Annotated in this window: 22 protein-coding genes; 19 read left to right on the top strand and 3 right to left on the bottom strand. The window is 44.2% G+C overall.

Going from position 1 to position 22,087, the window contains the following annotated elements; all coding sequences use genetic code 11:
* Positions 1 to 8: 8 nt before the first annotated feature.
* The 5 genes from ACQQ6X_RS12195 to ACQQ6X_RS12175 all read left to right on the top strand — a co-directional run bounded on the left by ACQQ6X_RS12195 (position 9) and on the right by ACQQ6X_RS12175 (position 8,185).
* A complete protein-coding gene (locus tag ACQQ6X_RS12195) occupies positions 9 to 4,976 on the top strand; it encodes a DUF4132 domain-containing protein (RefSeq protein ID WP_305165532.1) in 4,968 nt (1,655 codons plus the stop codon).
* Between the two features lie 229 nt (positions 4,977 to 5,205).
* Positions 5,206 to 5,700 (top strand): GNAT family N-acetyltransferase, encoded by a 495-nt coding sequence (locus tag ACQQ6X_RS12190; RefSeq protein ID WP_305165531.1) that lies wholly within the window; start codon positions 5,206 to 5,208, stop codon positions 5,698 to 5,700.
* Positions 5,701 to 5,891: 191 nt separating this feature from the next.
* Positions 5,892 to 6,875, top strand: coding sequence for a Gfo/Idh/MocA family protein (locus ACQQ6X_RS12185; protein WP_305165530.1), 984 nt, complete (start codon positions 5,892 to 5,894; stop codon positions 6,873 to 6,875).
* 350 nt (positions 6,876 to 7,225) lie between these two features.
* Positions 7,226 to 7,615 carry a hypothetical protein gene (locus ACQQ6X_RS12180; RefSeq protein WP_305165529.1) on the top strand — a complete coding sequence of 130 codons (390 nt, stop codon included), beginning with the start codon at positions 7,226 to 7,228 and terminating at the stop codon, positions 7,613 to 7,615.
* An 81-nt stretch (positions 7,616 to 7,696) separates the two neighbouring features.
* Positions 7,697 to 8,185, top strand: coding sequence for an RTX toxin (locus ACQQ6X_RS12175; protein ID WP_305165528.1), 489 nt, complete (start codon positions 7,697 to 7,699; stop codon positions 8,183 to 8,185).
* A 369-nt stretch (positions 8,186 to 8,554) separates the two neighbouring features.
* Here ACQQ6X_RS12175 and ACQQ6X_RS12170 read toward each other — a convergent pair whose 3' ends face one another.
* Positions 8,555 to 9,349, bottom strand: coding sequence for a tyrosine-protein phosphatase (locus ACQQ6X_RS12170; RefSeq protein WP_305165527.1), 795 nt, complete (start codon positions 9,347 to 9,349; stop codon positions 8,555 to 8,557).
* A gap of 303 nt (positions 9,350 to 9,652) precedes the next feature.
* Between ACQQ6X_RS12170 and ACQQ6X_RS12165 the strand changes: the two genes are divergently transcribed.
* The 11 genes from ACQQ6X_RS12165 (at position 9,653) to ACQQ6X_RS12115 (ending at position 18,850) form a co-directional block, all read left to right on the top strand.
* Positions 9,653 to 10,213, top strand: a complete 561-nt coding sequence (locus tag ACQQ6X_RS12165; RefSeq protein ID WP_305165526.1) for an MFS transporter — start codon at positions 9,653 to 9,655, stop codon at positions 10,211 to 10,213.
* A gap of 24 nt (positions 10,214 to 10,237) precedes the next feature.
* Complete coding sequence (locus ACQQ6X_RS12160) at positions 10,238 to 10,516, top strand: DUF1648 domain-containing protein (RefSeq protein ID WP_305165525.1); 279 nt, start codon at positions 10,238 to 10,240, stop codon at positions 10,514 to 10,516.
* A 156-nt stretch (positions 10,517 to 10,672) separates the two neighbouring features.
* The gene (locus ACQQ6X_RS12155) at positions 10,673 to 11,569 is read left to right on the top strand and encodes a TetR/AcrR family transcriptional regulator (RefSeq protein WP_149035540.1); all 897 of its coding nucleotides are present in this window, start codon (positions 10,673 to 10,675) and stop codon (positions 11,567 to 11,569) included.
* A gap of 569 nt (positions 11,570 to 12,138) precedes the next feature.
* Complete coding sequence (locus ACQQ6X_RS12150; protein ID WP_305165524.1) at positions 12,139 to 12,612, top strand: GNAT family N-acetyltransferase; 474 nt, start codon at positions 12,139 to 12,141, stop codon at positions 12,610 to 12,612.
* Positions 12,613 to 13,005: 393 nt separating this feature from the next.
* Positions 13,006 to 13,836: a hypothetical protein gene (locus ACQQ6X_RS12145; RefSeq protein WP_305165523.1), complete on the top strand. Its 831-nt coding sequence runs from the start codon at positions 13,006 to 13,008 to the stop codon at positions 13,834 to 13,836.
* Between the two features lie 159 nt (positions 13,837 to 13,995).
* Positions 13,996 to 14,337 (top strand): iron-sulfur cluster biosynthesis family protein, encoded by a 342-nt coding sequence (locus ACQQ6X_RS12140; RefSeq protein ID WP_305165522.1) that lies wholly within the window; start codon positions 13,996 to 13,998, stop codon positions 14,335 to 14,337.
* Positions 14,338 to 14,548: 211 nt separating this feature from the next.
* A complete protein-coding gene (locus ACQQ6X_RS12135; RefSeq protein ID WP_305165521.1) occupies positions 14,549 to 15,109 on the top strand; it encodes an SLOG family protein in 561 nt (186 codons plus the stop codon).
* Between the two features lie 156 nt (positions 15,110 to 15,265).
* The gene (locus ACQQ6X_RS12130) at positions 15,266 to 17,131 is read left to right on the top strand and encodes a rhamnogalacturonan lyase (RefSeq protein ID WP_430493586.1); all 1,866 of its coding nucleotides are present in this window, start codon (positions 15,266 to 15,268) and stop codon (positions 17,129 to 17,131) included.
* 169 nt (positions 17,132 to 17,300) lie between these two features.
* Positions 17,301 to 17,534 (top strand): hypothetical protein, encoded by a 234-nt coding sequence (locus tag ACQQ6X_RS12125; RefSeq protein WP_305165520.1) that lies wholly within the window; start codon positions 17,301 to 17,303, stop codon positions 17,532 to 17,534.
* Positions 17,535 to 17,645: 111 nt separating this feature from the next.
* Positions 17,646 to 18,512, top strand: coding sequence for a DL-endopeptidase inhibitor IseA family protein (locus tag ACQQ6X_RS12120; protein ID WP_305165519.1), 867 nt, complete (start codon positions 17,646 to 17,648; stop codon positions 18,510 to 18,512).
* Between the two features lie 92 nt (positions 18,513 to 18,604).
* Positions 18,605 to 18,850 (top strand): HPr family phosphocarrier protein, encoded by a 246-nt coding sequence (locus ACQQ6X_RS12115; protein ID WP_016819915.1) that lies wholly within the window; start codon positions 18,605 to 18,607, stop codon positions 18,848 to 18,850.
* A gap of 89 nt (positions 18,851 to 18,939) precedes the next feature.
* Here ACQQ6X_RS12115 and ACQQ6X_RS12110 read toward each other — a convergent pair whose 3' ends face one another.
* Positions 18,940 to 19,728, bottom strand: coding sequence for a formate/nitrite transporter family protein (locus ACQQ6X_RS12110; protein WP_305165518.1), 789 nt, complete (start codon positions 19,726 to 19,728; stop codon positions 18,940 to 18,942).
* An 88-nt stretch (positions 19,729 to 19,816) separates the two neighbouring features.
* Positions 19,817 to 20,599, bottom strand: a complete 783-nt coding sequence (locus tag ACQQ6X_RS12105; protein WP_305165517.1) for a Cof-type HAD-IIB family hydrolase — start codon at positions 20,597 to 20,599, stop codon at positions 19,817 to 19,819.
* A 198-nt stretch (positions 20,600 to 20,797) separates the two neighbouring features.
* Here ACQQ6X_RS12105 and ACQQ6X_RS12100 point away from each other — a divergent pair, with 198 nt between their 5' ends.
* Genes ACQQ6X_RS12100 through ACQQ6X_RS12090 form a run of 3 tightly spaced genes read left to right on the top strand, consistent with a single transcriptional unit; the run spans position 20,798 to position 21,817 of the window.
* Positions 20,798 to 21,439 carry a WXG100 family type VII secretion target gene (locus ACQQ6X_RS12100; RefSeq protein ID WP_305165516.1) on the top strand — a complete coding sequence of 214 codons (642 nt, stop codon included), beginning with the start codon at positions 20,798 to 20,800 and terminating at the stop codon, positions 21,437 to 21,439.
* A gap of 20 nt (positions 21,440 to 21,459) precedes the next feature.
* Complete coding sequence (locus tag ACQQ6X_RS12095; protein WP_305165515.1) at positions 21,460 to 21,666, top strand: hypothetical protein; 207 nt, start codon at positions 21,460 to 21,462, stop codon at positions 21,664 to 21,666.
* Entirely contained in the window at positions 21,659 to 21,817 is a 159-nt protein-coding gene (locus ACQQ6X_RS12090) for a hypothetical protein (protein ID WP_430493585.1), read from the top strand. Before ACQQ6X_RS12095 ends, ACQQ6X_RS12090 begins: the two co-directional genes overlap by 8 nt.
* Positions 21,818 to 22,087: the final 270 nt, after the last annotated feature.

Raw genomic sequence — 22,087 nt, 5'->3', positions numbered from 1 at the left:
GACGAAATATGCATCAGGAGAACAATGAGCAAGAATATTTCGCCACACTGAAAGAGCGCGCAGCGCAACTGGGTGGACAACAACAGGAGTTGGCTCAGTATGTTGTGGAACTGGGTAAGCTTCATTACATACAAGAGGTTGAAGAGCCATTTATTGAATGTCAGCGAATACTGAAAGAACGAGCAGCAGAAAGTGGACAACCGCTGTTCAAGCCACTGGCAGAGGTACTGCGTGTTCTAATTGGACAAGCGACTGGCGATGTGTTCGCACATCTAACAGAGCATGTGACTGAATATCCATACAGCACCGGGTATGAGCGCAGACCGTTTCGCACTTCGGATATTACAGCTCATACTTCCCGGGTTTATAAAAAAATGGTTCAGTTGATCCGAATGGACTGTATCGGATTTTCTCTAATGGATTATTTAACGAAAAAAGACTATGAACCAGGCAGGGATTATCGGATTCAGGAAACGATTGGCGATTGGATTGCCTATGAGCTGGATAATGGCAATTCGCAGGTGCTTGAAGCGCTAAAAGCTATTATTTATGGAGATAATCAGGCGGCGTTGCTTACGCGCAATATGATTAAAGGCATGCTGCTGAGCCATCAAGAAGAGAATTACCATATGATTGGCGAATTGCTGGCAGCGGCCAAGCTTCAGGAGGGATTGCGCCAAAGCATTGTGGAGCAAATGGATGAAGGAACTCCAGAGGCTCTCATTTATCTGTTAAAGGTGATCATTGACCAAGGTTTCATTCGTTACAGTTCGGTGGTGCGGGCGCTTGCAGTATGGACGGGCATGGGCTTGGAATCCGCCAATCAGCGGGTTGTTCGCCAATTGATTGAGCAGGCATATGATGCACTGACTCGCAGTGAACTGCGCCAGGAATGGCTGACCAGCTCAAATGCTAACGAACTATATATGAGTTTGTGGGCTACAGCAGTGCATGAGGAACGTGACTTGTATGGACAGGTTCGCCAACTTATGGAGCAGGGGGCGGCTTACCAGAAGATTGTAGCCCAGTATGTACTGTCTAATACTAAAAACAAGGATATGCGCCTCGAGATTGCCAGAGAATATCTAGATGAAACTGACCCAGAGCTTCGCTATTGGATACTCACGAACTATACAACCGATTATTTTTATGAATGGGTAGAAGGCGGGACGGTCGCGAATCGAATCGTTAAAGTGGCGCGCACTCCTTTGTTGGAGAGTAAAGAGGAGCGGCGTAAGGATTTTGAACGACTTTATAACCTGTTTGTACATATGAAAAAGGGTGAGTCTATCGAGTCCTCCAAGGTGCTGGATTATGTAAATCTGTATCACCGCTCTGATGCACCTATTCAAAAAATGCTCTATCTCGCTGGCTATGATATGGACTCATCCTGGATTGGAGAAATCATAGCCTTAAAGGAACAGATTAGCCCTAATCTGCGCGGCGAGATATTGAATCATTTTGTGCAGAACACAGAGGATGCGGTACAGCGCGATTTTATTTTTTCCAGCTTGTCTGACAAAAGTATGAGTATCCGTGGGTTTGCTGTGGCCAAGGCTCGTAATCTGACGTTGTCGGAGCCAGAAATGCAGCAAATGGAAGCCTTATTAAAGCTTAAGACGGGGTCGTTGCGACAAAGTGTCATTGGGGTGCTGCTTTCACAATCAGAAGAGCCGCTTGCTGGCTCATTGGAACGCTTGCTTCGCGCCAAGGCGGAACTGCAACGATTGGGTGGCCTGGAAATATTGACGAAGATATATGCAGATCCGGATCGTGCCGAACAGTATGAAAGCCTACGAGCATTGGTGGATATTATTCAGCAACCCACCGTCAAAGAAGAGCAACTGCTGTCCAAGCTGGGACAGGAGGATGCTTATACAGGTACAAACGGCTATGGCCTGTACGATCCGAATGTCAAGGAAGCTTGGTTGGAAGAAAAAGTTGATCTGGGTGATTTCCGAATGGCCGATGTTTTTGTTAGTCCATTGGACAAGCTCAAGCAGTTCTTGAATGGACTGGATGAGCTGGTTCATCATCATCGGGATGTGGAATATACTGCGGAGTATTATTCAGGCTACAAAGATACATTGCTTATTGGGACGAACCTTCGCCCTCTACGGATGGTTCAGGTTGATGAAGAAGTGGATTCCAGGCTGTCTTTATATCCTCTTTACGAGGAGTGGGACCGTTATTTGCAGGAAAGCGGCATAGAAGCGCGTGAACTGCTTGAGCTTGTTTTTTATGATCGGTTAGAGCCTATGAACCGAACGTTGGATCGCTACTATCGATATTTCTCATTTAACTTTGGCTATTCAGAACAAGGCAAGCAAAAGCTGCTGGAAGGATGGCGTAAAGACTTCGCCGAACAAATGTATCCTTTAGAGCGGATTAACGAGGTTCAAAAGTGGATGGCAGAGCTGACCTATCCCGATCAGGTAAGCACATTAATTAATGCTTATTTTATGGACACAGCCGGAGCCGAAACATTTGATGTAATCGACCTTGCCTTAAATTCACTAATGCAGAGCATGCCCAAAGATAGACCTGCAGAGGACATGGGAATGTTTCATCTATTGTCTAGTCCGTGGGTGGCATTGGAGAAGGGACGAATTCATGATAGTGAGTCCTTTAAGCGCTTTTTCCATACTTTTGTGAACTACGCAGAATGGCCAGGAATGGAAAATCGTTTTTATTCTCCGCTGGATCTGGAGGATTACTTCAAAGCCTATGAAAAAGGGCTGATCGGTGTAGATGAAGTGTATCGGGAACTGTTGGCTAGTAGTGACAGCAGAAGACATATGGGCACCTTAACCAATGCTCGTAATACATGGGTTTCCAGCAAGCCAGAGTTTTTGGAGATACGTCGTACAGTTATTGATCGACTACTGGAGGTTGAATTGGTCCGAGGCGATTTGCCTACCGAGGCTACGCCAAAGGTGATGGGTCTGAGCCGGATTGAAGGCATGGATTATTTTATACGTATTTTGGAGGGCCTCGACAAGGAAACGTTCGTGCGTGGTTATGTGTATGGCTACGGTGATCGTATTACCAAAAAAGAATCGTTCAGTCACTTGCTCAAGGCATGTTATCCAAGTGACGGCGAGGATGCTGCATTGCTCAAGGAAAAGCTGAAGCACACTAAAATTACAGATAAACGTCTGCTGGAGGCGGCAATGTATGCCCCGCAGTGGATTGAGATTGTAGCAGGTTATCTCGGATGGGAAGGACTTCGTAGTGCGGCATGGTACTTCCATGCGCATATCAATGAAGGCTTTTCGGCTGAGAAGGAAACGATTGTAGCTCATTACTCACCGATAGCCCCGCAGGATTTTAATGATGGTGCCTTCGATATCCACTGGTTTCATGAGGCTTATGAAACGTTGGGTGAGGAACGATTTGATCTGCTGTACGATTGCGCCAAGTATATTTCGGCTGGAGCCAATCATCGTCGCTCCCAATTGTTTGCGGATGCAACGTTAGGTAAGCTGAAACGGAGTGAAATGGAAAAATCAGTGGAAGACAAGCGAAACAAAGACCATTTGTTGACCTATAGCCTGATTCCACTTGCAGAGCCGCCTGAACCAGATGTCCGTGAACGTTATGATTTTATCCAGAGGTTTCTGGAACAAAGCAAGAAATTCGGGGCACAGCGTAAGGCCAGTGAGGCACTGGTTTCACGAATTGCACTTGGAAATTTGGCACGTAACGCAGGTTATGATGACGTAACTCGTCTCGTCTGGGATATGGAAGCTCGCAAGCTGGATGACCTCCGGTCTTATTTTGAGCCCCATGCCTTGGATGAGACTACAACGGTACAACTCGTCATTGATGATGAAGGAGCGGCAGATATTGAAATTGTCCGCAAAGGGAAGACGCTGAAATCCATTCCGGCTCGTTTCAAGAAAGATGAGTATGTTACATCCTTGAAAGAGCTTAAAGCTGATCTGGTAGACCAATATCGCAGAGCTCGCAAAGAATTGGAGCGCTCTATGGAGTCTGGTACGACCTTTATGGTAAAGGAATTGAGAGGACTGCTAGGCAATCCTGTGCTTGCCCCACTAGTGCGGACACTGGTTTTCAAGGCAGGCGATCACCTCGGATATTTTAACGAGGAAACGTTAGCGTTGACTGCTCCTTCTGGTGAACAGCACACTATTGGAGAAGAAGAAAAGCTGATTATCGCACACCCACTTCATTTGTACGAAAGTGGTCGTTGGAGTGAATTTCAGAAGGACCTATTCGACCGCCAGATACGCCAGCCATTTAAGCAGGTGTTCCGTGAGCTGTACCTGCTGAATGCTGATGAACGTGCCAACGCGACAGTTTCCCGTCGGTATGCGGGACACCAGGTGCAGCCGAATAAAACGGTATCCTTACTAAAAGGTCGTCAATGGACGGTCAGCTATGAGGACGGACTACAGAAGGTCTACTATGCCGAGAATCTGATTGCGAACCTGTACGCTATGGCCGACTGGTTCTCACCAGCGGATACTGAAGCTCCTACACTGGAGACGGTGCAATTCTTTGATCGGACAACCTATAAGAGCGTGCCTTTGGAGGAAGTTCCACCTGTTTTGTTCTCTGAAGTTATGCGGGACGTCGATCTGGTCGTCAGTGTTGCTCATGTAGGCGGCGTTGATCCAGAGGCCAGTCTGACGACGATTGAGATGCGTAGGGTCATTGTGCAGGAATCGCTTCGTCTACTGAAAATCAGCAATGTACGCTTAGATGGGAATTATGCACGTATAGACGGGAGTCTTGGCGAGTATGCGGTCCACCTCGGAAGCGGAGGTGTCTACAAGCAAGCGAAGGGAGCGCTGCATATTATTCCGGTGCATTCGCAGCATCGTGGACGCATCTTCCTGCCGTTCCTGGATGAAGACCCAAGAACAGCCGAGACTTTATCCAAAATCGCGTTGTTGGCTGAGGATCAGAAGATCAAGGACCCACAAATTCTTGAACAGCTTCAAGCGTAAAATAGAAATTCCGGTATAGAGAAGTTTATAATTAACTCAACGTTCGCACCTAGACAAGATTTCCAATCATCGACTGTATAGATGGAAGCTCAGTTTAGCTGCGGAGGTTGAGTTATTTAATATCACGTACGAATGGCCACAAATAAGGAGATATGCGTAGAAAGTTATCTCTGTATTTTGATGAAAAGCTTATGGCATCACAATTGACGATAATAGGGAGAATACAGCGATGATAAATAGCATCCTTTTAAAGGAGTACGCAACTGAGTATCAAGCGCAAGTTGTCGATTTAATTTTACATATTCAACAAAACGAATATAATATCGCCATAACCAAGGAAGATCAGCCTGATCTGCTCGATATTGAAAACTTCTATCAACATGGTAACGGCAACTTCTGGGTGGCTCTTAGCGAAAGCGAAGTAGTAGGGACGGTTGCCTTGTTAGATATCGGAAACCATAAGACGGCGCTCAGAAAGATGTTTGTAAAACAAAACTATAGAGGCAAAGCCTTGAATGTTTCGAATCAATTACTACAGTATGCCATAGAATGGGCCAAGAAACGGTTTGTTGAAGGAATCTACCTTGGGACTACACCGCAATTCGTAGCCGCTCATCGATTTTATGAGAAGAATGGATTTGTTAGTATAGCTCCTGATGAATTGCCAATTGGCTTTCCAGTTATGAAAGTGGATAAAAAGTTTTACAAATATACTATTCAATAAATAGCCTAACCAAGACGATCCTGAAGGAATTCCTGCTAAAATTGACTTTGTGTTCGCCTCGCCGCCTTTCTGCTGAGCCGCAACACAAATTGTTGCCGAACAGGAATTTCTTTTGTTTAGGGCAGGTGTTTGCTAGAATGAAGAAGATCGTGTAAGTCTACGTTAAATATACAACTGGGAGGGAGACAAGTATGAGCAAAAAGATTAAATGGGGAATTGTTGGTACGGGATGGATCTCGGATCAGTTTGTTGCGGATTTGCAGCACGTTACGAATGGAGAAGGATACGCTGTTGGATCACGCAATATTGAAAGCGCTACCGAATTTGCAGCCAAGCATCAAATGACACAGGCATATGGTAGCTATGAGGAATTAGTGCAGGATTCCGAAGTCGATGCGATTTACATTGGAACCCCTCATCCTTTCCATAAAGAAAATGTTCTAGCGGCTCTTCGAGCGGGCAAAGCCGTCTTGTGTGAGAAACCCTTCACAGTCAACAGCAAAGAGTTGGAGGAACTAATCAGCTACGCGCGTGACCATAAGCTATTTTTAATGGAAGCCATGTGGACGCGTTTTTTGCCCTCGATTCGCCAAGTGCAGGAGTGGATACATGCGGGACATATTGGTGAAGTGAAGTTGGTGAAGGCGGAATTCGGTTTTCGCGTAGATTGGAACCCAGAGGGAAGATTATTGAATCCTGAACTGGGCGGAGGGGCATTATTAGATGCAGGAATTTACCCCGTTTCTTTTGCTTCGATGGTATTTGGCCCTGAACCAGAACGTGTATGGAGTACTGCTCATATCGGGGAAACGGGCGTTGACGAGACATTTTCGATCATGCTGGATTACGGAAAAGGGCGCACGGCTATGCTTAACGGAGCAGTTCGTCTCGGACTGACGAATGAGGCATATATCCATGGGACCAAAGGCTATATCCACATTCCGTCATTCCTGAATAGTACATCGGCTACTTTAGTTGTGGACGGTGAAGAGGCACAAAACTTTCAGGATGATCGCTCCTCTACAGGCTATGCTTTTGAAGCAGAAGAAGTCGGGCGCTGCTTGAACGAAGGTTTGCTCGAAAGTTCTACGATCTCTTTGGATGAATCATTAGGAATTATGAAATTGATGGATCAGATTCGTTCACAGTGGGGACTTCGGTATCCGTTCGAATAATCACATTGCTTCCAGGGGGCTTTTCAGGTTCTCTGGATCTTTTTGTTGACCCGTTTTTTATACATAAGTATTCTAACTTTCTAGAGTCAGCCTCAACCGGCTAAGTGCTCTTTTTTTCTTTATCAAGTTTCAAATGTGAATAAATAAAATTTTAATATTGTTCAGAATCGGTTCAGAAGCGGATGATAAGATCTTTTCACTAACCAAAGAAAGAACCGTTTTACGGGGGAACTGATGAGCAAGAAACAAATAAAGAATGCAGAAAGCGCTAATCGAGACGCTGCTGGCAAGTATAGCATGGGGACTACAACTTTGTTCATGCGGAAACGAAAGGGGAAACGTCAGTAATTGTGACTAAAGCGAATATAGTATCTTTTACCGATTCTGGCGGCGAGGGTAATTCTGTAACGAATTTCACACCAACACTTAATCATGTATCTGTTAAAGCCATAGTTCCTTCCGATCAATCTGGTAGTATAGGTTCTGGTGATACAATAGTGGATTTACAAAATGTATTTTTGGCTGGCGATCAGGATGAGTTATCGTATCATGCGGTTACTTCAGATGTATACGTAGCAGAAGTAGAAATAGCAAGTCAACAGCTTGCGTTAAAGCCCAAATCAGCAGGAAGCACACAGGTGTTTGTGACGGCAGAGGATGGAAAAGGTGGCAGAGCGAGCGTATTTTTCACCTATACAGTGACTAGCCCTATTTATGATGTGAATGTAAAGTCCTGTTGAGTAGCAGCTTAAGTAGGTCATAGGAATGGCTGGCAGAGCGGATTATATTCAGATTCAACAAAATCACAGGAGGCACTTCTTTTGTTCTTTTCACAATATGTCGATGGTGGAGACGGTCGCATCGTGCTGCAATTGTTCTGCAACCAGGAAGGTGACTTTTCTCATAAAGTAGAAGGATATGAGCTGGAGGTTCACCAATTCATGAAAAACACGAACTGCATGAACATATCCAGCACAGCACTATATCCGGTTAACCCATTAATACCGTACCTGATCATAAACAGCATTTTTTACGATTTCATGGATGTGACTAATGTTGCCTATTTTAATCAAGAGGGTCATTTCTATAGCCCAAGCGAATTTAATACGGTCGCTTATGTTTTAAACTATCATGGATCTGTGGTAGATGTGCTTGGAGAGCCTCATTCGCAGAACCGATTGTTTCCTCAAGGTGGGACATTTGTGCGTAAACAAGGTATAACATGCGGATCGCCCGTTTTTAATCAGCAAGATGAGTGGATTGCATACCCGAAAGGTACTTATCAATATGTGGGCAGGCATACACCCTAATTGTGTATATTGGTCTGAGACCTCTACTCTTTGTAGTGAAAGCCAATTGGGCGAATAACAATTTCATCTCCGGCTGTATTCACAGAAACAATTCTTTCATCAAGCTTGTCTTCGAACATTCCCGGACGAAGGCTCATTTCCTCTGCAGGAGATGTTCCGTCTTACAGCTCTCACGCCACGTATCTCATTTTTAAATCCCCTCAATAATTCTTTTCTTGTTATTTCACGTCACCAATTATAAACATTATAGTTAACTATAGAGTCAATTTTATCTTCCATCGGTGAATGTACATATAGTTTTATTTGACCATTCCTCGCCAAAATACCAAAATGCTCCATAATTTATTGGACAAGGTAACTTCAATTTCGTTACTCTAGAGCGAGCTCTTTGAAGCGTTCCAGGTGCTGCTGCGAAACGCCGCATTCGTTTTTCAAGTATCCCTCAATGTTCGCATGCCGGCTCATAATTCCCTGTAGCACGTCCTCCAGATAATCGCGCTTCACCTCCAGCATGGGTCTGATCCGCTCTGCAGGCACTCGGTAAAAACTCATCAGACGGATCAGTTTCTCGGCTTTTTTCATACGTGGCCCGATGCATATATTGGAATGCAAGTAGTCCTCAAGCACGCTTTCGTAGGGAATTCCCAGAAACAGCTGAATAATCGCCACGATGAATCCAGTTCGATCCTTGCCCCCAGTGCAATGAATCAGGACAGGAAACTTCTCTTTTTCGGACAATAGAGTGAAAAGTTTCTGTAGCGTAGACTTAGAGCCAGTCCCCATATGGTCATACATGTCTTTCATCGTTTGCTCAAAATCGATATCTTTGCCATGTCTAATTAAATATTTCATAAATTCGAGACGGGTAAACTCCTGACTTTTATCCTGCATGGTCAAATTCTTTACTTCGACTCCCTGGTTCAGCATGCGGCTCTTGTTCGATTTCTGCTCCGTTTCCGTTCTCAAGTCGCAAATCAGCTTGAAACCGATTTGATCCATTCGTGCCATGTCGGCTCTTGATAACTTTGACAATTCGTCGGAGCGGAACAGGATTCCCTTTCTTACTCTCTTCCCATCCGTGGTGGCATAGCCTCCGAAATCCCTGAAGTTGGTCAAGCCATCAAAATAGAGTGCAGCGGTGTGCTCATGATTGTTTTTTTGCATATTCTTTTCCTTCCGTTCATTTATAAATCCCTGTTTTTTCATGACTAAATCAATGCTTTATATTTCGAACCCTGATATTTATCTTATTTTGACTATTGGGTTTTGTAAAGAACTAATAGTCCATAATTCGAATAAATCTGTTTATATCGAGGATTGACACACCTGGATCTCAAGGATATGATGAGTTGAAAACCAGAAAGTTTTTTATAAAACTAATTGGTCAAAAAGAGTCTTGGCGACTAGTTTGAAGCAGGCTCAGTCCTTAGCCTTCGTTCATTTCTAGAGAAAGCAGGTTATTTGTATATGTCTCATCATGCAGTTATTGACGAATCTTCTAAGGAAAACTCATTTGTATTCCGTCCATATTTTTCACCAACGCTTGCGATCGTCATAGGGACGTTTATGGTGATTTTGAACAGCACAGCTCTTAACCTGGCCCTCGCGACCTGGGTGCGGGAATTTGACGTTTCGCTCCAGACCACTCCATGGTCGGTAAACGCCTATACACTAGCACTTTCTGCGGTCATTCCGTTGGCAGGATGGCTTTCGGACAAATGCGGTGCTAAGAAGGTGTTTCTTTGTTCTATTGGATTTTTTATGTTAGGTTCCATATTATCTGCATTTGCGCAAAATCCCGGACAACTGATTATTTTTCGGATCATTCAAGGTTTGGGGGGAGACATGGTTTCCCCGATTGGAATGGCTATGCTATATCGCCTTGCGTCACCTGACAAGCGAGGGGCGATTATCAGTTTACTTGGGATTCCAATGCTTCTCGCTCCCGCGCTAAGTATGGTACTATCCGGCTGGTTGGTGGAATTCGTAGACTGGCACTGGACTTTCTGGCTCACTATTCCCAAATAAGATAAAACAAAAGGAGGCAACGCATTGATTAAGATTCTCTTTCATCCTAAAACTCCCGTTTTTGTCACGGTGCTTGCGTGGCTTGCCGCCATGATAGTGGTCTGGTCTGCTCCTTCGGAGATCCCTGTTCATTTCATGAATGGACAAGCCGACAGGTTCGTCAGTCGATGGGGCGGTCTTTTTGGTTTTCCAGCCTTGATGACCGTGTTGCTCATAATCCGAAATTGGCTTGTCACTGTTGTGAGGCTTATTTATGTGCTGGCCTTACTCCATATTTGTATGCTATGTATCGCTCTAATGTAAGGGAGAACGCTTTTACTGAGAACCATGGAGTGGACCTGACGCCTCATTTTGGCACGACGCCTTCTTTTTTGCTCGCTGGATATTGGCTATACTTGATCAAGGAGCTTTGAAAAAAAATCACACCTGTCCAGTAACGAGTGATAAGGAGACATAAGCATGGGTTTAATAAAGGAAAAAATCGTCCAATCTGCTGTCCGCCTTTTTATGGAGAAAGGCTATAGAGCAACCTCAATTCAGGATATCGCCGACGATTGCAGTATCGCCAAAGGTTCCTTGTATAAATTTTTTGAGTCCAAGGAAGAGTTATTCGTCAGTATACTGAAGCAACGCCAGCAGTATATGATGGATGAGGTAGAGCGAATTCGGAAAATGGCATTACCGCGCCGGGAAACGTATCTGGCCGAAATTATGGGTTTGTTCCAATTCTTTGGCCGTCACGGCTACTATATTTCCCGAGATTACAATGAATTTCCCTCGGCGAGCAACGACAACATCTCTACCCTCATTCATCAGATTCAGATTCAGATGTTCAGCTATTACCAAAACCTGTTGACGCGCCAATACGGCTCTGCCATATTGGATTGGAAATGGGACGTAACTGCCATGTTTAGCGGCATGATCCGGGAGTATACTTTTCATCTGCTATTCGCCTACAAACCAATCACCGTCGAAAAACTAGCAGGGTTTATCGCGGAACGAATGGATGATTTGGTTCAAGGTTTGAGTAAATGTTCGCCACAGCCTTTGCTAACCTATGAGTTCATGAAAGAGTATGAGGAAGTGGATTTAGAGTCACTTGTCCCGACAAGCTCAGCGAGGATTTCCGTTTTGTTTCAAGCGATCTTGTCGATCATTCCTGATTTATATATCCCGAATGCCAGAAAGAAGGAACTGCAGCAAGTGACCGTGTTGCTTGAGGAAGAATTGGAAAATGAGGCACCTAGAGCGTTTTTGATCCAGGCATTGTTGCGGGATTTGGCCGCTGAAGCAGAACTATCGTTCTATGCCCATCAGTTGCAACAGCGACTAGGCGAGCTTCTTATTAAAGAATGATTTCGATATGAGTAAAAGGCGGTTTTCTCTCAAGTATGATTTCGTATTATTAGGTCAACCCCAAATTTGGTTGGCCTATTTTAATAGGTGTTTTAAGATGACGATAGCCGGGGAGAACTAGTGGTTTTAGGGGATAAATAACCCGTCAAGATAACTGTCCCACTCGCCTCTACTTCACGGGAAATGGTTGATTCCGAACCAACAAGATAGGCGTTCATTTTCTGGTGTTCCATCAAAAAACGTAAGACAACAGGTGGGAGTTAAGTTTTCTCGTTAGCAGAACTGGAAGTCCTTCATACATGGCATAGTTTGGTACAAACATGTTTTCCGAGAAGGTTTCTCTCTGGTTCTGACATAGGAGGATACGTGCCCTATTTGTCGCGTTTGGATCGCCAGCAAAAATGATTTGAATTTAAGGTCGAAGCCGTAGCACTTGATTCGGGTTATTGACGCCGAGCGAAATATGTTCGTTTGTCCGGCGAATCACGAACTGAAATACCGAACCACAGACCGAAAGGACTACCGGCAGTATGCTCTCGATTTTGAGATTTAATTGAAGGAGATCGTATATGATTATTCGAGAAATGAAAAAAGAAGACAATGCAAAAGTAAAAGAAATTATACAAGATTCATTAAAATCACTTGGATTAGCGATCCCTGGAACAGCTTATTTTGACCCTCATCTTAATGACCTACACCAATATTATAATAATTTAAAACATGCGAACTATTGGGTAGTAGAAATGGAAGGAGAAGTTGTTGGTGGAATTGGTATAGCACCATTTAACGAACATGATAAAGTTTGCGAATTACAAAAGCTATACTTAAGTCCAAAAGCTCAAGGTTTAGGGCTTTCCAAGAAACTTATGGAAACAGCTTCGTCTTTTGCCTCTAAACATTATGAAAAATGCTATTTAGAAACAATGCATGAATTAAAAACTGCATGTTTATTATATGAAAAGTTTGGATTTACACTTTTACATGAACCTCTACCAGGTTCTGAACACTCTGCTATGGATGCTTGGTATATAAAAGCTTTTTAAAGTTAGGTATGCCAGTCTAATACTTTATTTTCCCTGTACAAGTAGGCCCTCTTGACAAACATTAGCTGGTTTTCTTTTGTACGCTTCTTGCTACAACTTGTTCAAAATAAATTTTAAAGAAGAGAAGACGTTCTGATTTTATCAGTACGTCTTCTCTTCGATTCGAATGATTAATCAAGTCAATGGAAACAATTGTCCATACATTATCTTTATCCTTTTCAAAATAGAAGGTATACCGTATTATCGGGTGAAAAACCTAATACACATATACTCGCAGAAAATATAAGAATAGAAATAAATTTAGCTGTTTTGTTCATGTTTAGATCAGCCCATCCTCTCTCTTTCTATAATGAATCCTAAGAACAATACATCTTTTACAAAGGAGCAATTAAAATGAAAAGTCTAACATTAAAATACGCTATTGCTTTCCTGTCGGGTATAGTGCTGGTGGGAAGTGCAAGTGGCTTTTCTATCGTCAATGCTAATCGTACGTTGCATCCTAATACCTATGTTCAAAGTTCGGTTCTTGCTGTAAATCCATCTGTGTATCAGTCTATAACGAAGTTTAAAAAGAGCGAAACCCCAAATCAATTGACTTGGACGGAAAAAAACATTACGTTAGTGGCAAAAAAAATTGAGCGAGAAAATGTACCAAGTTCTGAGAAACGTGTCATTACATCCATAACTATTAAAAAAGGAGATAAAAATTACACCCTTAAAACAGATGAATATCATGATAAATTGCGTGATATATCGAGCGCAGTAGTATCTCCTTCTAATACATGGTTAGCTATACAAGCACAGCGCGGTGCGGGAAGTACGTTGTTACTGATCAATCTTACAACCGGAAAATCTATCATTGTAAATGATCTTTTGAAGGCTAAAGGTAAAAGAAATATAGAATCCATTACTGCTTATAACTGGTCACCGAAAGAAGATCAAATTGCTTTTTCGTATGGTGATACATCAAGCAGCTCTATAGCCATTTATAATACAAAGACGGATGCCTTTATATATCTTCCTAGGGAAACGAATTACATTAGCACAAGTCTGATTTTATGGCATAAAAGTGGAAAAAATATAGATTATATAAGTGAGTATCCATCTGACCAAAAGAAGTTATACAGATACTCAATGGACAGCAAAAAAGTAAAAACTGTTAAAAAAATGAGCCAGATTGAATTTCAACAATGGTTTAAACTTGATAAATACACAACAAATTAAGAAATAAATGTTCTTATTTGTGAATGCATAATTAATGTTCTCCTTTTACTTAAAGATTTTAAATGATTATAATGAAAATATAATTTATATTTAGATTTTTGGAGTTGTGAGTTCCCAATATATCCGAATGTTTCGATTGCAAAGGAGAGGATTTATCTCATGAATATACATTTAGAGTTGGATTCCTTGTCGGTTGAAAGGCTAGCATCGGTCCTTTCAGGACGACCGGGTATGTTCAAGTTATTTTATGATACAGAAGATTGTGGATGCAACGGCGTACTTGTCATCTTGGTGGTCGATGCACCGAATGCAACTGATATAGCAATTCAGTCCAATTCGTATTCTTTTTGGATTGATCGGCAGCAGGAACAGCAGTTCGACAGCAGAATGCGGCTTGAGGCAGATCCTAGTTACCCGTCGTTTAAACTAAGTAGTGATGCCGGCATGTTTAGCAGCAATATTAGAATTCAAGATCGCCGAATAAACTCGTCTGAGAAGTGATATACCGACATTAATAGGAATTCATTAAGCACCATAAAGTAGTTGTGAATGAACACCCAGCATCCCAAAAAACGAACCTTGTTTACCCTATAGGGCAGAGGTTTGTTTTTTTTGTACTATATTCGATTCGTTTATCCAAAAAATGAAGTGTTTAGCGACCTGCTCTGAAATGGTACAATAACCTTTATGATAATTCCAGAAGGACGATGAGATGATGAAAAACTTGCTCGTTTCAGGCTACCGTGCCCATGAGCTGAATATTTTCAGTCAAAAGCATGAAGGCATTCCATACATTAAAAAGGCGATTGCAAGCAGGTTGATTCCCCTGATCGAAGATGGGCTGGAATGGGTGATTACCCCTGGCCAATACGGGGTGGACTTGTGGGCTTGCGAGGTCGTCGTTGCATTAAAACAGCAATATCCTCACCTAAAATGCTCTATTATGATGGCTCATCAAAATATGGAGGAAAAGTGGAAGGAGGATAAAAAGGAATACTTTCAGCAGATTTGCGCCGGAGTGGACTACGTGGGAGTGGTCAGCCGCCAGCCCTATCAGGGTATCTGGCAACTCAAGGCACGAGATGAACTCCTTTTCCGCAAAACAGACGGTTTATTGCTTGTGTACGATGAGGATGCTGGAGAGGGAAGCCCACGTTATATGAAGGAACTGGCATTGAAAAAACAACAGGCAGAAGGCTATCAATATATCAGTATTAGCTCGGAGGATATCCAAAGCATAGCTGACGAAGAACGATTATTCATGGACCTCTGATTTTTAAAGCATTAGCACGGATTTTTGAACAAAAAGGACGGATTCGTCCCTTTACACATATGTAAGCGCTATCATAAGATTTAAACAACAATAACTTATCAGTCAGATAAAATAAATTTATTAAAAATACAAACTATGAAAGGAGCTAATGATCAGATGAACAAAAGATTTCGGCATACTGTGTTGCTCTGTCTTGGTGTCATGCTGTGTGGGGTGGTCACTCCGATGGATAGCCAGATCTCAGCAGCCTCTACGAGGCAAATGGAGAAGCTGAATAGGGGAACTGTCGCAGTGAAAGTACCAGAAGGTGTACTGGTGAGCTGGCGCTTGCTGGGTACGGAAGCGGATTCGGTTGGCTTCAATTTGTACAGAGGGACAAGCAAGGTCAACGATACGCCGATTACATCGAGAACCAACTTTCTGGACAAGGCAGGTACGACATCATCTACGTATACCGTTCGTGCGGTGGTTAATGGAGCAGAGCAGGCCGCTTCTCTAGCGGTAAAGGTATGGAACAACAACTATCTGGACGTTCCCATCCAGCAGCCTGCAGGAGGAACAACCCCGGATAATATGAACTACACGTACAATGCCAATGATGCCAGCGTAGGGGACCTCGATGGGGATGGTGAGTATGAGATTGTACTGAAATGGGACCCTTCCAATGCTAAGGATAATTCGCAATCCGGTTATACGGGAAATGTATTTTTGGACGGATATGAGCTGGATGGAACACGCAAATGGCGAATCGACCTGGGACGGAACATTCGGGCTGGAGCTCACTATACGCAGTTTCTCGTCTATGATTTTGATGGCGATGGTAAAGCAGAGATCGTATGTAAGACAGCAGACGGCACGGTAGATGGTACAGGTGTAAAAATTGGCGACGCTTCGGCAGATCATCGCAACACGAGCGGGTATATTTTGAAAGGTCCCGAGTTTCTGACCGTATTCTCAGGTGATACAGGCAAGGCTCTCAGTACGATTGACTATGTGCCTCCGCGTGGGACGGTATCCAGTTGGGGAGACAACTATGGTAACCGTGTGGATCGTTTTCTGGCCGGGGTTGCTTATCTGGATGGTGTGAGACCCAGTATAGTGATGGCGCGTGGTTACTACACCCGCACTGTTTTGGTCGCATATGATTGGCGGAACGGCAATCTGACCCGTCGCTGGACTTTTGACAGCAACAGCTCCACCAATGCCGGGACGGCTGGACAGGGGAACCACAGTTTGAGCGTGGCAGATGTGGATGGGGATGCTAAGGATGAAATTGTGTATGGCTCACTGGTGGTAGACGATAACGGAGCAAAATTGGCTAACACGGGGATGGGACATGGAGATGCGCTTCATGTCGGGGATTTGGACCCGGACCGTTCAGGATATGAAGTGTTCAAGGTGAACGAGGACAAAAATGCCACCTACGGAGCCGCTATGTACGATCCGCGTAATGGCAACATTTTATGGGGCGTAAAAACAGGCAAGGATACCGGACGTGGCATGTCGGCAGACATTGATCCGCGAACGAAGGGGAATGAGCAATGGGCACCAGGCATTGGGTTACGTTCAGCCAAGGGGGAGCTCATTACCAACACGATGCCGTCTTCCATTAATTTTGGGATCTGGTGGGATGGGGATCTCCTCCGTGAACTGCTGGATCATACCTCATCAAGCGCCGGTAAAATAGACAAGTGGAACTATACGAACTCGACGACCTCCAACTTGCTTACGGCTACAGGGACGAGTTCCAATAACGGAACGAAAGGAACGCCGTCATTGCAGGCGGATCTATTCGGTGACTGGCGGGAGGAAGTCATTTGGCGCAAAAGTGATAATTCGGCGCTGCGCATCTACACAACACCCTATGAGTCTGAATACCGATTCCACACACTTATGCATGATCCGGTGTATCGCCTGAGTGTAGCCTGGCAAAACGTAGCCTATAATCAGCCGCCGCATACTGGATTTTACTTGGGAGAAGGGATGTCCAAGCCGCCGCAGCCGAATATATACACTCCTTGATGTGCAACTCAGTAGTGAGGTGAATGCAAGTTATGAACATAATTAGAAAGAGCTCCAGACTAATGGGGGCTCTTTTTGTTATGGGTACATCGAGAACGTATGACTTTCGTATAAATGGGAACATTAGTTCTTATTAAGTAATATATGCATGAAAAAGGAGGCGGAATCTGTGAATTCTTTAACGACTGAAGGCATGATTGAGCTCGTAACTAATGTCGGATTCCCTGCAGCATTAAGTCTGATCCTGTTAAAATACATCCTCGTTACCTTTAATCGTAGATTAGAGCAGCTGGACCGTTCTGTGAAGCAACTGTCACGATCCTTGGAAGAGAGCGAGGTAAAGCAGGGGAAGCAGTCAGAACCTACGATCCCAGCAAATACGGACAAACTTCGTGCAGAATGAACAAAAAAAGGCAAATAGAAACAATTTAGCAACCCAATCGAGCAACAAAATTCTTATAATAGAAACGTGTGCAGTTTATGCAGACATATGATTATGGAGGTGTATAAGAGTATGAAAATAAATACGAAACTATCCGCACTATGTGTTGCGGCCACCCTTTTGAGCGCGGCACAGGTCGCTGCTGCTGCGCCCGCCGTGACCAGTCCAGCGAACACGACGCAACCAAACGTTGCTAGTCCATCAGTAACTGTACCGGCTCAGGTGCCAGCCCCAGCAGCATCTGCGTCTGTTGCGACGCCTGCCCCTGCGCAAGCGCCGTCAGTTCCAGCCGCAACAGCCCCAGCCGCTGGTTCCGTCCCAGCGGCTACACCAGCAGCTCCGTCTGCACCAGCACCGCGTCCATCCGCGTCAGCAACACCAGCGGCTGCCCCGTCCGTACCATCGACTGCCAAGCCGTCCAAGCCACAACACCCATCCACTTCGGGGCCAGCCACAGCCCCAGCCACTAGCGTGAATCCAGCCCAGTTGGACAAGCTGAACCATGAAAGTGCGGTTCCGCTTGTACTGGAGGCGCAGTCTCGTTATCAGTATGCCGTCAGCGGCGGCAAAGCATTGGGTCAAGCGTTCCAGTTGAACGGTAAAAGCTACCGCTATTTGTCCGAGGACATCGGCACGAAGACCAAATTAATCAACTATCTGACGCAGGTTTATACCAAACAGGCGAGTGAGCAATTTGTTGGCAAATTTTTTGTTGAAGTCAACGGCAGACTAGCTCAGTTGAACGCAGATGGCGGTAATTTGCTAGAGTTCAGTCGGGCTACGGCGAAGATGGTAACCATGACCCCGGTGAAGCGCAGCTACCTGCTGACCGTGCCGTATCCGGCAGAAACCAAGAAGGCAAACGAGAAAATCACCGTGAATTTTGAAAAGGTCGGCAGCTACTGGAAGGTCAGCTCCCCGCCGCATGTCATTTTCTAAATTAAGTTTGTGCAACGTTCTTTATAAATAGGGTATAGTGATGTTAAGGCTTGTTTCGTAAGCCCCAATTCAACGCAGGGGAGAGCTGTGCAATGATGACACCCATCAAGGTAAAAAACGTTAAGGATATTGAGAAGATCAATCAAATCGTATCCAATTATACGTATGACATCTGGATTCATGGCAAAAGCGGCATGGCAGATGCCAAATCCATTTTAGGCATGTATGTGCTCAAGCTGGATGAGCCGCTAACTCTGGTTGTACCTGACAACGTCAATCCCAAAAAGCTGTTCAAGGAGTTGGAGGAATTTATTCATTTTCCTGCTCAAGCAGAATAAACAGCAAAGAAACATCTGCAGACCTTGCATACGCTATTATCAGAATTAATGCAAAGAAGCCATGGAACTTAGGTTCCACGGCTTCTTTTTTAGTGATCCTCTTCGTCCAAAAACGGGAGGTTGACGGAATAGTACATAACCCCCATCAGCAGCACGCCACCCACCAGATTCCCCAGCGTTACCGGAACGAGATTATGGATGACACCAGCGACAGAGACCGTACCCGGATGATCCAGCACGAGCGCAATCGCGAAAGTACACATGTTAGCTACACTATGCTCATATCCCGAAATGAAAAAGCAGAATACAAACAGCATCATGGCAAACATCTTTGCGCCATTTTCCTTCATAAACATCGGAACAAAAAAGGCGAGGCAGACCAGCCAATTACACAAAATAGCGCGGAAAAACAGCTGCATTGCAGGCGCTTCCATTTTGTGTTCAACTACGTTCAGCAAAAAGCTGTTCACGCTGGAGGAGTCAAACAGCCCGGTCAAGTAAATAAGGAGTGCAAACACACCCGCACCCAGCAAATTACCTCCATAGCTGGCAGCCCACAGCCGGAGTACCTGCCCCCAGCGCAGCTTTTTACGGAGCGCAGCATAGGTGTAATAGAAGGTATTGCCGGTAAACAGATCCCCGCCGCCATATGCGATCAGAATGATGGCTGCCCCGAACGTGAGCGCTGCCATGGGATAAGTGAGTGGAGAGTGCTCCATGTAAAAAAAATTGCCTGTCTTGAAGGCGACAATAACACCGAATCCGATAAACATACTCGCCAGCATGGAACGCGCCAAATACCGGAGCAGGCTTTGCTTGTAAATTTTGTACTTCTTCAGGGCTAGCTGTTCGACATTGCGTAAGCCTTCCGTTTCCATACCAACGACTACCTCCTATTTTCTCATATCTTAGTCATTAAACCGACATGATTTTTTCTGAAACATGCCCAGTCTGTCAGCAATTTTGTTAGCTTAACAGGCCGAGTTTTTGCAGTCCGTACAAAATTCCGTCTTCATCAGCGCGCTTTGTGACCATTTTAGCTGCGGCTTTGGCTTCATCACAGCCGTTCCCCATCGCGACACTGTTATGTATAGTAGTTAGCATCTCCACATCGTTTAATCCATCACCAAAAGCGTATTGATTCTCAGCGGCAATGCCCAGTCTGGACGTAATCTCGCGGATGCCCTTGGCCTTGGAGCCAGCGTGAGGAACAACGTCCACTGAACTCGGATGCCAGCGTACAAAATCAAATGCCTTGAATACCGCTTCATAGAAAGGTTCTTCTTCTTCCGTACACATCAACAGCGTCTGATAAATATCTCTTCCCTGGAAGTAAAGCGGATCGTATCCGACTGAAATCTTGGCTTTAAGCGTTTGGATCGATTTTTCTACAAGCTCATCGTTAGGAATATTGGCCTTCATGTCCATATGATCCATATATACGAGAGCATGATTATGTGTGAGTGCCAGATCGGTCATCGCTTGCAGGGCTTCTCGATTCAGCGGATTGGTAGCGACGACTTCCCCGCGAAGCACCACATATTGCCCGTTAAAGCTAACGTAGGAATCAATTTCTAGCTGCTCACGGATATCCTTGAACATAAAAGGCGCCCGTCCTGTTGCGATCGCTACCTCATGGCCCTGCTCTTTCAAAGCAAAGACAGCTTTTTTGGCGGTTAACGGCATTTTCTTGTCATCGTCCAGTAATGTACCGTCGATATCGAAAAAAATAATTTTTTTGTCTGACATGTCCTTACACCTGACTTTCAATAATGTATTGTCGAAATAAACTTATACAGATTCATTATATCAAAGGAACTGTTTCTGAATACACAAATACGTATAAATCCTCATGAATGTCCGACCTCTATAGCTTACAATATGAAATAAGGATTACTGTAAACTGTAATATCTATCTCCTATTTTCATAGATGGGATGTGATCACCATGACAAAAATCCAAGTCACACCGGAGCAGCTGGATAACGTGGCCTCCCAATTTGCCAATGCCCACGGCATACTGTATAACCAGCTAAACGGTCTGGATAACACAATGAACCGCCTTCACAGCCAGTGGGATGGTATGGAGAGAAACCGTTTTTATAATGACTATCGTACAGCTAAATATACGCTTTCTTCTATATTAAATAAGGTTCAATCCATTGAAATTGAGCTGAAAAGCATTGCTTTGAAGTTTAGAAACGCGGATGGTGGGAGCACACGTGGCTTCTGGTCAGCCCTGGCAGCAGCGATGAACGCCAGTGCAGCGCTGTCGGGCAGCGAAGAGACTGGAAATCATGCTGAAGATATCGTGAATTCACCAAAACATATAGACGAGTGGGAGCAGGCAGACGCGGAGAAATATCATCAATATGAGGAACTATTGAAAAACGCGGAGACCATCGGCGACAAGCAGGTCATGCAGAAAATCCACGACCAGATGAATGTCCTGCGGCTGCAATACGAGGACTCGGTGATCCGTACAGATTACAATACCGGAGAAAGCTCCAAGGTTACATCAGAATCTCTTGTGGCCGTTACTGAAATGACAGGTAAAGACGAAAGCAAAACAGATATATCTGGTAGATAAAAAAGGAAATATTATAAGTTATGAGTAAAATACAGACAAATACGATGACTGGGTCCAAAAGCATACTCAATCAGCCGGAGAGCACACTCTGGGTAAAACGGCCTAGACCGTTACGGGGTATGGAATGGGTCTTATTTTGTCGCGCGGGACTGGCGCCAGTGGAGCAGGGGCGGGCGCAGCTTCCGGGTGGGGGAACACGTCGTCGGCATTGGTGGCGGTATGGTTAGTGACAAGGTATTATTCTCAGTTCCGGATGAGGGAGAAACTCGTACCATGATCTACCGAACGAATAAAGAAACTGGACATGTAGAGAACATGATTATCGTTACCAAAGGCGAAAATGAAATGAAATATCGCTATTGGGAGGATTATAACTAGGTCTTGAGCGATAATCATCTTAGTAAAGCGAATAGCAGTATCTGTACCATCCATCTACAGACTTTTCAAGACTAAGTGAGCGGCAGGTGAAGACTGCAAAACTCATTAGTCGGCGAATCTGTAGATTTTTTTATTTTAATTCCATAAATCTTCGTTTGAGTTATATAATTGAATATCTATTGGAATGAGATTGATAAAATATCATAATATGGATAAATTCAAAAAAATATAATATCAATGTATGGGTATTGTTTTTTGTAAATTATAAAC

The organism is Paenibacillus ottowii (genome assembly GCF_050516475.1).
GTDB classification, from domain to species: domain Bacteria; phylum Bacillota; class Bacilli; order Paenibacillales; family Paenibacillaceae; genus Paenibacillus; species Paenibacillus ottowii.
This window is presented reverse-complemented; position numbering and strand designations above follow the sequence as displayed.

What these genes read in the sequence shown, in the direction of transcription:
- ACQQ6X_RS12185 (WP_305165530.1), top strand. Translation starts at nt 5,892, where the DNA reads ATGAGCAAAAAGATTAAATGGGGAATTGTTGGTACGGGATGGATCTCG.
- ACQQ6X_RS12150 (WP_305165524.1), top strand. Translation starts at nt 12,139, where the DNA reads ATGATTATTCGAGAAATGAAAAAAGAAGACAATGCAAAAGTAAAAGAA.
- ACQQ6X_RS12155 (WP_149035540.1), top strand. Translation starts at nt 10,673, where the DNA reads ATGGGTTTAATAAAGGAAAAAATCGTCCAATCTGCTGTCCGCCTTTTT.
- ACQQ6X_RS12115 (WP_016819915.1), top strand. Translation starts at nt 18,605, where the DNA reads ATGATGACACCCATCAAGGTAAAAAACGTTAAGGATATTGAGAAGATC.
- ACQQ6X_RS12090 (WP_430493585.1), top strand. Translation starts at nt 21,659, where the DNA reads ATGGTTAGTGACAAGGTATTATTCTCAGTTCCGGATGAGGGAGAAACT.
- ACQQ6X_RS12170 (WP_305165527.1), bottom strand. Translation starts at nt 9,349, where the DNA reads ATGCAAAAAAACAATCATGAGCACACCGCTGCACTCTATTTTGATGGC.
- ACQQ6X_RS12135 (WP_305165521.1), top strand. Translation starts at nt 14,549, where the DNA reads ATGATGAAAAACTTGCTCGTTTCAGGCTACCGTGCCCATGAGCTGAAT.
- ACQQ6X_RS12095 (WP_305165515.1), top strand. Translation starts at nt 21,460, where the DNA reads ATGAGTAAAATACAGACAAATACGATGACTGGGTCCAAAAGCATACTC.
- ACQQ6X_RS12105 (WP_305165517.1), bottom strand. Translation starts at nt 20,599, where the DNA reads ATGTCAGACAAAAAAATTATTTTTTTCGATATCGACGGTACATTACTG.
- ACQQ6X_RS12195 (WP_305165532.1), top strand. Translation starts at nt 9, where the DNA reads ATGCATCAGGAGAACAATGAGCAAGAATATTTCGCCACACTGAAAGAG.
- ACQQ6X_RS12190 (WP_305165531.1), top strand. Translation starts at nt 5,206, where the DNA reads ATGATAAATAGCATCCTTTTAAAGGAGTACGCAACTGAGTATCAAGCG.
- ACQQ6X_RS12145 (WP_305165523.1), top strand. Translation starts at nt 13,006, where the DNA reads ATGAAAAGTCTAACATTAAAATACGCTATTGCTTTCCTGTCGGGTATA.
- ACQQ6X_RS12110 (WP_305165518.1), bottom strand. Translation starts at nt 19,728, where the DNA reads ATGGAAACGGAAGGCTTACGCAATGTCGAACAGCTAGCCCTGAAGAAG.
- ACQQ6X_RS12140 (WP_305165522.1), top strand. Translation starts at nt 13,996, where the DNA reads ATGAATATACATTTAGAGTTGGATTCCTTGTCGGTTGAAAGGCTAGCA.
- ACQQ6X_RS12100 (WP_305165516.1), top strand. Translation starts at nt 20,798, where the DNA reads ATGACAAAAATCCAAGTCACACCGGAGCAGCTGGATAACGTGGCCTCC.
- ACQQ6X_RS12120 (WP_305165519.1), top strand. Translation starts at nt 17,646, where the DNA reads ATGAAAATAAATACGAAACTATCCGCACTATGTGTTGCGGCCACCCTT.
- ACQQ6X_RS12165 (WP_305165526.1), top strand. Translation starts at nt 9,653, where the DNA reads ATGTCTCATCATGCAGTTATTGACGAATCTTCTAAGGAAAACTCATTT.
- ACQQ6X_RS12130 (WP_430493586.1), top strand. Translation starts at nt 15,266, where the DNA reads ATGAACAAAAGATTTCGGCATACTGTGTTGCTCTGTCTTGGTGTCATG.